A 12,997-nucleotide genomic window follows, 5' to 3' on the forward strand; every position below is an offset into this window, starting at 1 on the left:
GGTTGGTAGGGCAGCGCCTTAAGGTATTGCATTCCAGTTGCTCCTCAAACTTACTTGGTAAGCACCCGCAGGCTCAGGCGGCGGTTCATGGCGCGACCCGCGGGCGTCTGGTTTGAGGCCATCGGGTAGTTGGGGCCATAGCCGCGGGCTTCGAGGCGCGACGGGCTCACGCCCATTTCCACCAGAGCAGTCCAGGCAGTGCGGGCGCGGGCTTCGCTCAACTCGCGGTTCATCTTGTAAGTGCCCACGCTGTCGGTGTAGCCGCCTATTTTGAGGCGGGCCTGCGGATAGCTTTGCATCATCAGCGCAATGTTTTTCAGCTGGTGCCTCGATTCGGGCGTGAGCGTAGCTTGGCCGGTCGTGAAAAACACCCGGTCGAAGCTGATCCAGCCACGGGTGCGGTCCACCGTATCAATCTGTTGCCGAGGGTTGTTGAGGAACTGATGAAGCTGACTTTCGGTGGATTGGCTACCCACGCTGCGTAGCTGCTGCCCGTTGGGCAGGCGCAGCGTGGTGGGCGCACCGGTATGGTAGATATAGTAGCCCGATTTGACGTCGTAGTGGCCATCTACCGGAGGCGGGGCAATGCTGCCCGCCCGGCGACTCCCCGGCTGGTAGGACGTCCGGGGCCGGGCTGCCGCCACATCACGCCTGGGTGCGGCCGGTGGCATAGCTGGTGGTGGCGTAGCAACTGGTGGAGCAACGGCCGGCCGCGGGCGCGTAGTAGCAGCCACCGGGGTAGCCGCCGGCCGAGCCACGGCCGGCGGGCGGCTCACGGCTGTCGAGCGGGCTGCTGGGGTAGCGGGTGCAGTTGGTGGCAGCGCCGCAGTTACCGCGTCGCCTGGCGGAATGATGCGGCACTGCTGGATATAGGTCAGATAGTCGCGGTTGGGAGTTTGGTTCGGCCCTTTTTCCTCGGGAAAAAGCACGAACGTACCGTTGGCCGTTTTGCCTGCCAGCAGGAAGATATTTTCGATTTTCTGGGGCTGGAAGCCGGTCTGACTGACCTGTACTGAGTAAGGGCCGCCTACCAACAGGCCTTTGAAGGCGAAGTTGCCAGCTTCGTCGGTGGTGGCAGTGGTGCGGGCCTGGGTGGGCCCGTAAACGACCAGCACCGATGCCTTTTCGAGGGCCTGATTGTTGGGTGCCATCACGTTGCCAACAATGCCCACCAACTCCTGGGCCACGCCGGGTGCCGATGAACCAAGCACAATCACCAGTAATAGCAGCAGGGAAGCGGAAAAGCGTTTCATAAGCATGATTTTAGCTCTGTGATAAGCGAATGAATCTTCCAATTTAACCACTATTTTGCTTACGTTACACCAAAATGCAAAATTATTTCTCATTTTAATTATATCACACAGAAGGCTTATATTATTCCTGTGGCGCCCCTTCGCAGGCTGCGGCTGTAAACCTTCCCTGCGTGGCCTAGTTCTCTGCCCATACTCCTTATTCAATCCCTCAAGCATGGAATTCGCGGACAAGAACATCCTCATCATCGGGGCTTCATCGGGCATTGGCCTGGCTACAGCCCAACTGCTGAGCAAGCTCAACGCCCACCTCTACACCGCCTCGCGCAACCACTCGCCCGAGCTGGCCGAGCTGGGCACAACCTTCGTGGAGCTTGACGTAACCCAGCCGCTGGGCACGGCCCTCGACGGGTTGCCCGAGGTGCTGCACGGCGTGGTGTACTGCCCCGGTTCCATCAAGCTGCGGCCCTTCGAGCGGATTCCGGTGGCCGATTTCCAGGCCGATTTCCAGCTCAATGTGCTGGGGGCGGTGCAGGTGTTACAGGCCTGCATGAAGCGCCTCAAAAAGGCCGATGGCGCCTCGGTCGTGCTGTTCAGCACCGTGGCCGCCGACACGGGCATGTCGTTCCATGCCAGCATTGCCACCGCTAAGGCCGCCGTGGAAGGCCTGACGCGCGCCTTGGCCGCCGAGTACGCCGCCAGCAACGTGCGCGTCAACTGCGTGGCGCCTTCGCTCACCGATACGCCGCTGGCCGCCGCCCTGCTCAACACCCCCGAAAAGCAGGAAGCCAGCGCCAAGCGTCACCCCTTGCAGCGCATCGGCCAGCCCCAGGATTTGGCCTACATGACCTCTTTCCTACTCTCCGACCACAGCTCCTTCATCACTGGCCAGGTGCTGCCCGTTGATGGCGGCATGGGCCGGTTGAAGTAGGGCTTTTGGTTGAACTTCATTTCAGACCCCAGATGAAATTCGTTCTTTTCTGGCACCGGCGCGACCTGCGCGTACACGACAACGCAGGCCTGACGGCGGCCCTGCAAAGTGGCTATCCGGTGGTGCCGCTGTTCATCTACGACCGCGAAATCCTGGATTTGCTGCCCACCCGCCAGGATGCCCGCGTCACGTTCATCTACGACCAGGTGGAGCGCCTGGGCCACGAAACGGCGGCGGCCGGGGGCTCTTTTCTGGCGTTTTACGGTCGGCCGCTGGAGGTGCTGGAGCAGCTGCTGACCAGCCATGAGGTAGCCGCCATCTATACCAACGAAGACTACGAGCCCTACGCTGCCGAACGCGATGGGGCCATAGCGGCCTTGGCCCGGCAGCACGGGGCGGAGTTCTACGCCTTCAAGGACCAGGTGATTTTCGCTAAAAACGAGCTGTTGGGTAAGTCGGGCAAGCCGTCCCGCACGTTTGGTTCTTACCGCAAGGCTTGGCTGGAAAAGGTGCAGGACAAGGACTTCCAGTCCTATCCTTCGGCCGAACTATTCACGGCTGCAAACCTTGCTTCCCTGCCCGAGGCCCCAACCCGGCCCACGCTGGCCGACATGGGCTTTGAGCGGTGCGAGCAGTTTGTGCCGGCGGCCGAGTTACCGGATGAGGCATTGGTGCGCGATTATCACCTCACCCGCAACAAGCCGGGGCTCGTTAATAGCAGCACCCGCCGCTCGGTACACCTGCGCTTCGGTACGCTGAGCGTGCGCGAACTGATGCGCCAGGCCCGGGAGCTAAATCCCAAGCTGCTGGCCGAGCTGGTGTGGCGCGACTACTTCATGATGCTGCTCTGGCATTATCCCGGCACGGCCACCGAAAGCTTCGACCCACGCCTGCGCCAGGTGCCCTACCGTAACAACGAGGACGAATTCGCGGCCTGGTGCGCGGGCCAGACGGGCTACCCGCTCGTGGATGCCGGCATGCGCGAGCTAAACGCCACCGGCTATCTGCCCAACCGCGCCCGCATCACGGCGGCGGGCTTTCTGGTGAAGCACCTGCTCATCGACTGGCGCTGGGGCGACCGGTATTTTGCCGATACCCTGCTCGACTACGACATGAGCCAAAACGTGGGCAACTGGCAATGGATGGCCGGCACCGGCGTGGTAGCCGCGCCCTGGTTCCGGGTCTACAGCCCCCAAAGTCAGCTCGAAACCTACGACCCCGACCTGGCCTACGTGAAGCAGTGGGTACCCGAGTACGGCACCGACGCCTACCCCGCCCCCATCGTCGACCATAAGTTTGCCCGCCAGCGAGCTATCGACACGTTGCGCACCGCGTACCGGGCGGCGGGGTAAAGACTGGTTTTGCCATTATCCAGACGGTCATGCTGTCTCAATCAGTCTGCTTCCCACATTCCTTCAGCCGCGAAACCCTACTATGGGGCTCGTTGTTACACCTCCGATATGAAACAGCCCACTACTGCCGCGCCCGAAGCGGCCACGCCCAAGGCCCGCATCAAGCAGGCATATTTCGATTACGTGCTCAAGAAGGGCTCCCCGCCCCAATCGGTGTACAAGCTCACCCAGAAGCTGGGTCTACCCGAGCAGGAGTTCTACCGGGTGTATGCCAATTTCGACGCTATTGACCGCGAAATCTGGGCCGACTTTGGCCGCGAAGCCCGCGAAACGGCAGCCCGCGAACCCGTTTGGGAGCAGTACGGGGCCCGCGAAAAGCTGCTAGGCTTTTACTACACGCTGATTGAGATTCTGAAGCGCAACCGTAGCTACGCCCTGCAAAGCGTGCGCCGCTCGTTGCACCGCATGCCCGGCCTCACGCCCCGCGTCCTCGACGATTTCCGGCAGGATTTCGAGGAGTTCGTGGCCGAAACCTTGCGCGAAGGCCGCCGCACTGACGAAGTAGCCAGCCGCAAGCTCATCCAGGACGGTTACCCGCGTTTTTTCTGGCAGCAACTGCTGTTCGTGCTCGGGTTCTTCGCCAAAGACGACACCGTGGACTTCGAGCGCACCGACGCCGCCATCGAAAAGGCCGTCACCCTGAGCTTCGACCTCGTAGGTCGCAACACGCTCGATTCGGCCTTTGATTTCGTGCGCTTCCTGCTGCATAGCCGCCGGCGGTAAGATATTTATTGCGTAGGGGCGGGGCTTGTCCCCGCCCGCCGTTGAACGGTTCGGTTGATATCGTTCGACGGCGGGCGGGCACAAGCCCCGCCCCTACTGCTTTGCTCCTTGTAGCCCTTCCCGATGCCCGACAACCCTCCTAAATCCCTGACCTCGCTGCCGACCACCAAAGTGGCGCGGGCGGCGCGGTTTGCTAAAACCGGCCTCAACGTAGGGGCCAACTACGTAAAGCATTATGCCAAGCGGGCCGTGGGAGCCGACAGTACGATGGCCGACTTGCACGCCGCCAACGCGGCTGAGCTTTACGGCACGCTCAGCGAAATGAAGGGCTCCGTGCTGAAAGTGGCCCAGATGCTGGCCATGGAGAAAAACCTGCTGCCTACCGCTTACGCCGACCAGTTTGCCCAAGCCCAGTACCAGACCCCGCCCCTCTCGGGCCCGCTGGTCATCAAAGCCTTCCGCGATGCCTTCGGGAAGTCGCCTTTTGAGGTGTTTGACGAGTTCGACCGCGAAGCCCGGCAGGCCGCCAGCATCGGGCAGGTGCATTTCGCCCGCCTCGGTGGCCTGGAGTTGGCCGTGAAGGTGCAGTACCCCGGCGTGGCCGACAGCATCCGCTCCGATATCCGGTTGGTAAAACCCGTGGCCTTGCGCGTACTGGGGCTCGATGAGGCTACTGTGCGACCTTACATGCAGGAGGTGGAAACCCGCCTCATTGAGGAAACCGATTACGCCTTGGAGCTGCGCCGGGGCCAGGAAATTGCCGCCGACTGCGCTAATCTGGCCCATCTGCAGTTTCCGCGCTACTACCCCGAGCTGTCGTCGCCGCGCATCCTGACCATGGACTGGCTGCCCGGCCAACACCTGCGCGAGTTCCTGCTCACCAACCCCGACCAGGCCATTCGCAACCAGCTGGGCCAGGCACTCTGGGATTTCTACATGTTCCAGCTCAACGAGTTGCGCCGTGTGCACGCCGACCCACACCCCGGCAACTTCCTGCTCCGGGCCGATGATGGTGGCACCGTGGGCGTGCTTGATTTTGGCTGCGTGAAGGAGATTCCCGAAGATGTCCATCGTCTCTTCATCGCCCTGCTGGCCCCCGAAACGCTGGCCGACCCCACCAAACTGGCCGCGCTGCTCGAAGAAGGCGGCGTGCTGCAAGCTGCCGACGCGCCCGCTCAGCGGAATTTTTACGTGCAAACGATGCAGGCTTCGTTGGAGCTGGTGGGCCGCCCGTTCCGCGAGTCCACTTTCGACTTCGGTGACCCCACCTATATGCAGGCCCTCTACGCCCTCGGCGACGACCTGATGCAGCAGCCCGAGCTACGCCAGCAGCGCGAACCTCGCGGCTCCGAGCACTTCATCTACCTCAACCGCACCTACGTGGGCCTTTACGCGCTTCTCACCGAGCTGAAAGCCAGCATCCGCACCGGGACTGAATAAAGTCTGACTGAAACTAATTTTCCTGCTTCCGGTTAAGAGCCACCCCGGCCTATTAGTGTAGCTACACGAAAAGGACCGGGGTATTTTTCTTCCCCTATTTCTCCCCATGAAAAAGTTCTGGACTTTGTGTGCCGCGTTGTTGAGCGTGGTTTCCGTGGCTTCGGCCCAAACGACTATGAGCTGCTGCGCCAAACCGGCCGCCAGCTCTAACGCCACCGAGACTTTCGCTATGCTGGCTTCCAACGAGGATTTCTCGGGCGGCCATGATACGCCCCTGCCCTTCCGTTACGCCGGCGGCGGCGAGATGATAGAGTTCAAAACCACCGACGGCGGCACGAGCAAGGCCTTCGAAATCAAGAGCAACATACGCTCGGACAAATACCTGTTCGTCATCCACGAGTGGTGGGGCCTGAACGACTATATCAAGCAGGAAGCCGCGCGCTTGGCCAAAGAATTACCCGGCACCAACGTCATTGCCCTCGACCTCTACGACGGCCAGGTGGCCGCCACGGCCGATGAGGCGGGTAAGCTCATGCAGGCCGTGAAAACCGCGCGGGCCGAAGCCATCATCAAGGGCGCGCTGCTGCATGCCGGCCCGCGGGCCCAAGTGGCCAGCATCGGCTGGTGCTTTGGCGGCGGCTGGAGCCTGCAAACGGCGCTGCTTGCCGGTAAGCAGGCCGTGGGCTCCGTGATATACTACGGCATGCCCGAAAAGGACGTGGCCAAGCTAAAAACCCTGAACACCGATGTGCTGATGATTTTTCCTAAACAGGATAAGTGGATCAATCAGGAAGTCGTAACCGAGTTCGAAAAGAACATGAAGGCGGCCAAGAAAGGACTTACCGTGAAAGCCTACGATGCCGACCACGCCTTCGCCAACCCTTCCAACCCCAAGTACAGCAAGGCCATGGCCGAAGATGCCCACGCCGCTTCCATCGCCTACCTGAAGAAGAACCTCAAGCTCAAGTAGACCGCGGATTAGCGCGTTTTTTTCCAGACGCAAATAATCGAAAGCCTGTCCTACTTATGCTTTCCAAACCAAAAAGCTGCCTCAGTGAGGCAGCCTTTTTGGTTTGTACTTCGGCAAGAAGCCAAACAGTAGCTGGCGCATAAGCGCGTAAATCCCTACCTTTTACCTGCTGTTTTTCACTTCCCACCGATACTTATGGACACCACCGCTTCACCGGTGCAGCGGCTGCTCGATGAGTATGCCGAGAGCCACCAGAACCCGACCAACAAGCTCGTGCATTGGGTGTGCGTACCGCTGATTATGTTCGCCATTCTGGGGCTGCTGTGGTCGGTGCCAGTGCCGGCAGGAGTGCGGGCCATCAGCCCGTGGCTGAACTGGGCTACACTGGTGATGGTGCTGGCGGTGGGATATTACGTGCGGCTTTCGGGGCGGCTGGCGGCGGGAATGGTGCTGGTGTGGCTGGCCATGGCGCTGGCATTGCGGCTGGTGCAGGCGCAGGCCGCGTTGCCGCTCTGGGCCGTGTGCCTTATCGTGTTCGTGCTGGCCTGGGCCGGTCAGTTCTGGGGCCATAAGGTTGAGGGCAAAAAGCCTTCTTTCCTCAAAGACCTGCAGTTTCTGCTCATCGGCCCGCTCTGGCTGCTGCACTTTATATACCGGCGGCTGGGCTGGCGGTATTAGGTACGCTATGAGATAGTGAACTGGTGAGCTGATGTTCGATTAGTCTGCTTGCGCCATTTGCGCCGATAGGCTAATCGAACATCAACTCACCATTTCACAACCTCACTATTTCACCTCAATCATCCCACTTAGAGTCGTCAGGCTCTCGGGCAGCTGTTGCATGCTGTCGAGCACGAAGTAGAGGTCCTGGAATTTGTCCTTTTCGAAGGGGGTATCCAGCACGCCTTGCAGGCTGAACGGCAAGCGGGTAGGTTGCTCGCCCAAGCTAAACTTCACTTCGCCGTGCGACGACAGCAGACCTGCCCCGTAGATGCGCAGGCCCTCGGGCTGCTGAATCAGGCCGAACTCAGCGGTGAACCAGTACAGGCGCGTGAACATTTCGAGCGCGCCGGGCTGCTGGCTATGTTGCATGGCTGCCGCACCCAAATCCTGCAGGAACGCTGCGAAACCGGGGTTCGTCAGCAGCGGGACGTGGCCGAACACGTCGTGGAACATGTCGGGCTCTTCCAAGTAATCGAGTTGGGCGAGGGTGCGCAGCCAGGTGGTAGCCGGAAACTTGCGCTCTGCCAGCAGCCCGAAAAAGATGGCGTCGTCCACAATGCCGGGCACCACTACTAGCTCCCAGCCCGTCAGCTCCAGCAGGCGTGGGTTCACTTCGCGGAAATCGGGAATGGCGTCGCGGGTGAAGCCAACCTGGCGCACGCCCTCCAGAAACGTATCGGCGGCGCGGCCGGGCAGCAACTCCATCTGCCTATCGAAGAGCAACTGCCACACCTGCTGGTCGGCGGCGGTGTAGCGGGCGTACTCCTGGCGCAGTAGGGGCTGGGCAGAGGCGGTTTCGAGGAGCGTATTCATCAGTAAAAAAGGAAAAAGAGGAAAAAGAAAAAGCCTGCCCCCGCACGAAGCGGAAGCAGGCCTGACAAGACGTTGGAAGAGGATTTGCTACTCCTGATTCCGGCACGCCGCCGCCGCTCCGCTCCCTTGCGGGGCGTAATAGGCATAAGCATAATAGCGGGAAGTGAAGCGGGTCATCGGGTGCAAATGTAGCTCGCCGGAATTAAACAGCCCAATATCAAGCCGGAAAGCCTGAATTTTATGCTGAGTTGGCAGCCCATTATTTGGCCACCAGCACCGGCCGGGGCGCGTCGGCCAGTACGGCAGCCAGGTCGGCCACGCTTTCGGTAAGTTGCTCCCAGCTGCTGAGCTCAAAGTAGCCATCCTGCAGGTGGGCCTCGCTGTAAGGCGTATCGAGCACGGCGGCCAGTTCGAAAGGCTGGCGCGGAGCCACTTCGGAGAGGTAGTGGTGGATTTCGCCCGACGACGAGAGCAGGCCGGCCCCAAACAGGCGGGTTTCGCCAACCTCGCGCACCAGCCCGAACTGCACCGCGAAGCCGTAGAGCCGCTCCAGCCGCACCATAGCCGCCGCGTCGTGCAGATGTAACGTGGCAACGTGGCCGAGGAACTGCAGGAAATCGGCGAAGGCCGCATTCATCAGCAGCGGCACGTGGCCGAACACGCCGTGGAACAAGTCGGGCTCCTCGATGAAATCGAACTGCGCCATGCTCCGAATCCAGACCGTGGCCGGGAAACGGCGCCGGGCCAGTAGGCCGTAGAAGTCGGCATCGTTGAGCAGGCCGGCGACCGGCACCAGCTGCCAGCCGGTGGCCTGCTGCAGGCGCTGGCTTACCTGCACGAAATCGGGCAGGGCGTTGCGGTGCAGGCCGGCGGCGCGCAGGCCCTGCCAGAACGCCCCGCAAGCCCGCTTGTGCAGCAGGGCCGTCTGGCGGTCGAACAAAACTTTCCACACCAAATGGTCCTGGGCCGAGTACTGGTCGTAATGTTGCTGCATGGCAGTAGGCATAAAAAAAGGCCCGTTTCCTGTCGGAAGCGGGCCTTGCTGAGGTTCAGAGGAGGAGGATGTTCAATTTCCCTACCTGTTGCACCGACCACGCCGCCCGCTACCATACTGCAGATTGCAGACGGTAATCGACATAAAGCGCGTGGCAGTCAGGTTGAACATGGTATTGCAAATATAGAAATATATATTTCTGATGCTACTGTTTTTTTTCCGCTGCCCTCCTTTTGCCTGCCACGCCCTTTTAAGCAGCAGTAGTGCCTGCTCCAGAGTCAACTACGGGTGCCGCTCAGGATTGCGGATGAATAACGGCCTTCTGATTAGTAAACGTGGGCCGCCCGTTCTTGTAGCCCAACAGCGGCTGGGCGATGGTGCGGATGGCGTCAACGGCATCGATGACTTCCAGCAACACAAACGTAGCCGGCCCACCTACCTGTAGCCGGGCCTGCAGGGAAAGCAGTTTAGCCGCGTTGAGGCTTATCATCTCGTAGGCCGCCCGCATTTCATCGTCGGTGCTGAGCTGGGCTATGTTGGCGTATAGGTTGGCCATGCGCACCAGCGAGGCGTCGCCGTAAGGTGTGAAGGCATTGAGGATATTGTTGCTGGAAATGGTGGTTGTAATGCCCAGCGCACTCAGTTCGTTGGCGTTTACCACGCCCCTTGGAATCAGGTGGGTGTGGTCCTGCCCCATCATCAGCAGGTCGGTAGCCGGCAGCACTATCAAGGCAATATCGGCCTCCAGAAGCAGTTTCACCAGCTTCAGGCGCTGGGCCGGGGGCATGGCGCTCAGCTTGTTCACGTGGCCGATAGACACGCGGCCCTGGTAGTTGCGCTGCCGGGTCTGCTCGGCAATTTTAGGGATGCTGGTATGGCTGGGGTCGAGGTCAAAGTCGAGGTGAAAATCCACATTGACATCGAACTCCTCGGCCAAATCGAAAATCAACTCGATGTGGCGGTTTGGGTCGGCGTCGGTATAGGGGCAGCCGCCCACCAGGTCGGCGCCCTGCTGCAGGGCCTGGCGGAGCAGGTTGTAGGTCTCCATTTCGTCCGTCAGGCCCTCCTGGGCGAAAGCGCATAGCTCAATGTCAATGGCAAACGCGTATTTCTCCCGCACCCGCTTCAGGGCCTTGAAAGAGCGCATACCGGCCCGGGGGTCGGTTTCCACGAAGCTGCGCAGGCCCATAGTGCCCTTCTTAATGGCCATTTCCACTACCCGGCAGCCGCGCGCAAACACGTCCTCCTCGGTGAAGTGCTTCTTGGCCTCGCTCGTCTGCGAGGAGGCTTCGCCCTTGGTGCCCTGCTGCATCGAGCAGCGGTCCAGGATGCAGGCCTTATCGAGGTGGATGTGGGTTTCGTAGAAGCCCGTGCATACGAACTGACCTTCGGCATCGATTACAGTGTGAGCCGGAGTGTCGATGTTGGCTTCCAGCAGCTTGATTTTATCCGCCACAATTCCAATATCGACAGTGCCTTGGTGATAATCGAGACGGGCGTTCTTTACAAGCAAATCAAGCATTTGAAAGAGGATTAATACGCCCAAAGGGGGCAACGGGCCCGAATGCACATGACGAACCAGCCGGGAAAGAAACCTGACCCGCTATACGGCCGCGCGCTTAGCACAATTCTAAATCAGGACGGCCGCCCGACCCTGGAATTAGCCAACGAAAAGCGAAAACCGAGCAACCAAAAACAAGCGGCTACTCCAGCTCCTGCCGCAGCGCGTACACTTTGCGCAGGTTGCGAATCAGGCGGGCCGACTCATCGAAATTAAGCGTCTGGGCGCCGTCGGAGGCAGCTTTTTCGGGAGTTTCGTGGGCTTCGTAGATGATGCCGTCGGCCCCGGCCATAACGCCGGCCAGGGCCATTGCGGCCACGTGTTCGCGCAGGCCGATGCCGTGCGAGGGGTCGACGATAACGGGCAGATGGGTTTTCTCCTTGAGGATGGGCACCGCGTTCAGGTCCAGCGTGTTGCGAGAGGCCGTTTCGAAGGTCCGGATGCCCCGCTCGCACAGAATCAGCTTCTCGTTGCCGCCCGAAAACACGTATTCGGCCGACGAAAGCAGCTCTTCTAGCGTGCCCGAAATGCCGCGCTTAATCATCACCGGCTTGTCCACTCCGCCCAGCGCATCGAGCAGGTTGAAGTTCTGAGTGTTGCGGGCGCCCACCTGGAACACGTCCACATAGTCGTGCATCTCCTCCACCTGCGACACCTGCATCACTTCGGTGATGATTTTGATGCCGCGGGCGCGGGCCATCTGGTGGAACATTTTCAGCCCCTCCATGCCCAGGCCCCGGAACGAGTAGGGCGAGGAGCGCGGCTTATACACGCCGCCACGCATAATGCGCACGTCGTTATCCACGAGGTGCTGCAGAATGCTTTCCATCTGCGCCTCGCTCTCGATGCTGCATGGGCCGGCCGCCAGCGTGAGCGTGCCTTCGCCGATGCGCACCCCATCGCCAAGGTCGAGCACCGTGGGGCGCACGCGCCACTTGCGGCTCACCAGCTTGTAGTCGTCGGATACGCGGTGGATATCCTGCACACCGGGCAGCTGCCCGAGGCTGCGCAGGTCGATTTCGGCCTTGCCAATGGCCACGAGGTAGCGGGCCCGCTGGGTGATTACGGCAGTGGACTTGTAGTTGAGGACCTTTATTTTGGCTTCGATTTCCTGCTGATTTTGCTCGGAAATCTGGGGGTCGAGTTGGAGAATCATTGAATGGGGAGAAGGTTTTCTCGCAGAGGTTCGCGGGAAAGTAACTGACCTGATTTGCGGAGTAGATTGCGCAGCACGACGTAGGGGCGGGGCTTGCCCCAGACCGCCGTTGAACAAGACTATCGAACGGCGGATGAAGCCCCGCAACGCATCGTTTCAGCGGCGGGCGGGGACAAGCCCCGCCCCTACGTCGTGCTACGCAACCTGAGTTACTTAATAATTGAAGAAACGAAGGAAGCCGCTGCCGCCGGGGCATCTTCAGCGCCCTCCAGGGCCCGAATAAGCGCCGAGCCGATGATGGCGCCCTCGGCGTGCTGGCAGGCGGCTTCAAACGACTGCTTATCCGAAATGCCGAAGCCCACGAGGCGCGGGTTGCGTAGGTTCATGTCGGAAATGCGCTGAAAATAGGCCTCCTGCACGCCCTCGGCCTGGGTGTTGGCCCCGCCCGTGGTACCGGGACCCGACACGAGGTAGAGGAACGAGTCGGTTAGCTCGTCGATGCGGCGGATGCGCTCGGGGGCAGTTTGGGGCGTGATGAGGAACACCGGCCGCAGGTTGTGGCGGCGGAAGATGTCCTGGTACTCGGCCACGTAATCGTCGAGCGGCAAATCGGGCAGGATAACGCCATCGACGCCGGCCGCAGCGGCCTCGCGGCAGAAGTTTTCGACCCCGAACTGCATCACCGGATTGAGGTAGCCCATGAGCAGAATCGGCGTGTTGGGCACCTGCTCGCGGACGCCTTTCAGTTGCCCGAAAAGCACCCGCATGTTCATGCCGTTCTGCAGCGCCACGCTGCTGCTCTGCTGAATCACCGGCCCGTCGGCCAGGGGGTCAGAAAACGGCACCCCAATTTCGATAACGTCGGCTCCGGCATCGGCGAGGGCCTTGAGGATGGGCACTGTGTCGTTGAGACGCGGGTAGCCGGCCGTGAAGTAGATGTTGAGCAGTTTTTTATCCTGCTGGAAGGCTTGTTGGATTCGGTTCATGGGATATTTCACGCAGTGTCTCGGGGTGGATAACGCAGTGT

Annotated in this window: 12 protein-coding genes; 6 read left to right on the top strand and 6 right to left on the bottom strand. The window is 60.6% G+C overall.

The features are described from left to right. Positions 1-50: 50 nt before the first annotated feature. Positions 51-1,253: an OmpA family protein gene (locus D0N36_RS08115; protein WP_190242579.1), complete on the bottom strand. Its 1,203-nt coding sequence runs from the start codon at positions 1,251-1,253 to the stop codon at positions 51-53. Positions 1,254-1,467: 214 nt separating this feature from the next. Here D0N36_RS08115 and D0N36_RS08120 point away from each other — a divergent pair, with 214 nt between their 5' ends. The 6 genes from D0N36_RS08120 (at position 1,468) to D0N36_RS08145 (ending at position 7,404) form a co-directional block, all read left to right on the top strand. Next, the gene (locus tag D0N36_RS08120) at positions 1,468-2,181 is read left to right on the top strand and encodes an SDR family NAD(P)-dependent oxidoreductase (protein ID WP_116940901.1); all 714 of its coding nucleotides are present in this window, start codon (positions 1,468-1,470) and stop codon (positions 2,179-2,181) included. 32 nt (positions 2,182-2,213) lie between these two features. Further along, a complete protein-coding gene (locus D0N36_RS08125; RefSeq protein ID WP_116940902.1) occupies positions 2,214-3,533 on the top strand; it encodes a cryptochrome/photolyase family protein in 1,320 nt (439 codons plus the stop codon). Positions 3,534-3,641: 108 nt separating this feature from the next. Further along, positions 3,642-4,316 carry a TetR family transcriptional regulator C-terminal domain-containing protein gene (locus D0N36_RS08130; RefSeq protein ID WP_116940903.1) on the top strand — a complete coding sequence of 225 codons (675 nt, stop codon included), beginning with the start codon at positions 3,642-3,644 and terminating at the stop codon, positions 4,314-4,316. 123 nt (positions 4,317-4,439) lie between these two features. Continuing rightward, entirely contained in the window at positions 4,440-5,756 is a 1,317-nt protein-coding gene (locus tag D0N36_RS08135) for an ABC1 kinase family protein (protein WP_116940904.1), read from the top strand. 106 nt (positions 5,757-5,862) lie between these two features. Continuing rightward, a complete protein-coding gene (locus tag D0N36_RS08140; RefSeq protein WP_242478840.1) occupies positions 5,863-6,726 on the top strand; it encodes a dienelactone hydrolase family protein in 864 nt (287 codons plus the stop codon). Between the two features lie 195 nt (positions 6,727-6,921). Further along, positions 6,922-7,404, top strand: coding sequence for an Mpo1 family 2-hydroxy fatty acid dioxygenase (locus tag D0N36_RS08145; RefSeq protein WP_116940905.1), 483 nt, complete (start codon positions 6,922-6,924; stop codon positions 7,402-7,404). 105 nt (positions 7,405-7,509) lie between these two features. On the opposite strand, the gene phhA is transcribed toward D0N36_RS08145, so the two are convergent. The 5 genes from phhA to trpA all read right to left on the bottom strand — a co-directional run bounded on the left by phhA (position 7,510) and on the right by trpA (position 12,956). Next, the gene (gene phhA / locus D0N36_RS08150; protein ID WP_116940906.1) at positions 7,510-8,259 is read right to left on the bottom strand and encodes a phenylalanine 4-monooxygenase; all 750 of its coding nucleotides are present in this window, start codon (positions 8,257-8,259) and stop codon (positions 7,510-7,512) included. A 259-nt stretch (positions 8,260-8,518) separates the two neighbouring features. Then, positions 8,519-9,265 (bottom strand): phenylalanine 4-monooxygenase, encoded by a 747-nt coding sequence (locus tag D0N36_RS08155; protein ID WP_116940907.1) that lies wholly within the window; start codon positions 9,263-9,265, stop codon positions 8,519-8,521. 283 nt (positions 9,266-9,548) lie between these two features. Further along, the gene (locus D0N36_RS08160; RefSeq protein WP_116940908.1) at positions 9,549-10,775 is read right to left on the bottom strand and encodes an amidohydrolase family protein; all 1,227 of its coding nucleotides are present in this window, start codon (positions 10,773-10,775) and stop codon (positions 9,549-9,551) included. Between the two features lie 181 nt (positions 10,776-10,956). Further along, positions 10,957-11,970 carry a 3-deoxy-7-phosphoheptulonate synthase gene (aroF, locus tag D0N36_RS08165; RefSeq protein WP_116940909.1) on the bottom strand — a complete coding sequence of 338 codons (1,014 nt, stop codon included), beginning with the start codon at positions 11,968-11,970 and terminating at the stop codon, positions 10,957-10,959. 209 nt (positions 11,971-12,179) lie between these two features. Further along, on the bottom strand, positions 12,180-12,956 hold the full coding sequence (gene trpA, locus D0N36_RS08170; RefSeq protein ID WP_116940910.1) for a tryptophan synthase subunit alpha: 777 nt from the start codon (positions 12,954-12,956) through the stop codon (positions 12,180-12,182). Positions 12,957-12,997: the final 41 nt, after the last annotated feature.

Source organism: Hymenobacter lapidiphilus, from assembly GCF_003417065.2.
GTDB lineage: Bacteria > Bacteroidota > Bacteroidia > Cytophagales > Hymenobacteraceae > Hymenobacter.

Bases quoted from the DNA above. Each gene is read 5' to 3' on its own strand.
- D0N36_RS08115 (WP_190242579.1), bottom strand. From the start codon at position 1,253: ATGAAACGCTTTTCCGCTTCCCTGCTGCTATTACTGGTGATTGTGCTT.
- D0N36_RS08120 (WP_116940901.1), top strand. From the start codon at position 1,468: ATGGAATTCGCGGACAAGAACATCCTCATCATCGGGGCTTCATCGGGC.
- D0N36_RS08125 (WP_116940902.1), top strand. From the start codon at position 2,214: ATGAAATTCGTTCTTTTCTGGCACCGGCGCGACCTGCGCGTACACGAC.
- D0N36_RS08130 (WP_116940903.1), top strand. From the start codon at position 3,642: ATGAAACAGCCCACTACTGCCGCGCCCGAAGCGGCCACGCCCAAGGCC.
- D0N36_RS08135 (WP_116940904.1), top strand. From the start codon at position 4,440: ATGCCCGACAACCCTCCTAAATCCCTGACCTCGCTGCCGACCACCAAA.
- D0N36_RS08140 (WP_242478840.1), top strand. From the start codon at position 5,863: ATGAAAAAGTTCTGGACTTTGTGTGCCGCGTTGTTGAGCGTGGTTTCC.
- D0N36_RS08145 (WP_116940905.1), top strand. From the start codon at position 6,922: ATGGACACCACCGCTTCACCGGTGCAGCGGCTGCTCGATGAGTATGCC.
- phhA (WP_116940906.1), bottom strand. From the start codon at position 8,259: ATGAATACGCTCCTCGAAACCGCCTCTGCCCAGCCCCTACTGCGCCAG.
- D0N36_RS08155 (WP_116940907.1), bottom strand. From the start codon at position 9,265: ATGCCTACTGCCATGCAGCAACATTACGACCAGTACTCGGCCCAGGAC.
- D0N36_RS08160 (WP_116940908.1), bottom strand. From the start codon at position 10,775: ATGCTTGATTTGCTTGTAAAGAACGCCCGTCTCGATTATCACCAAGGC.
- aroF (WP_116940909.1), bottom strand. From the start codon at position 11,970: ATGATTCTCCAACTCGACCCCCAGATTTCCGAGCAAAATCAGCAGGAA.
- trpA (WP_116940910.1), bottom strand. From the start codon at position 12,956: ATGAACCGAATCCAACAAGCCTTCCAGCAGGATAAAAAACTGCTCAAC.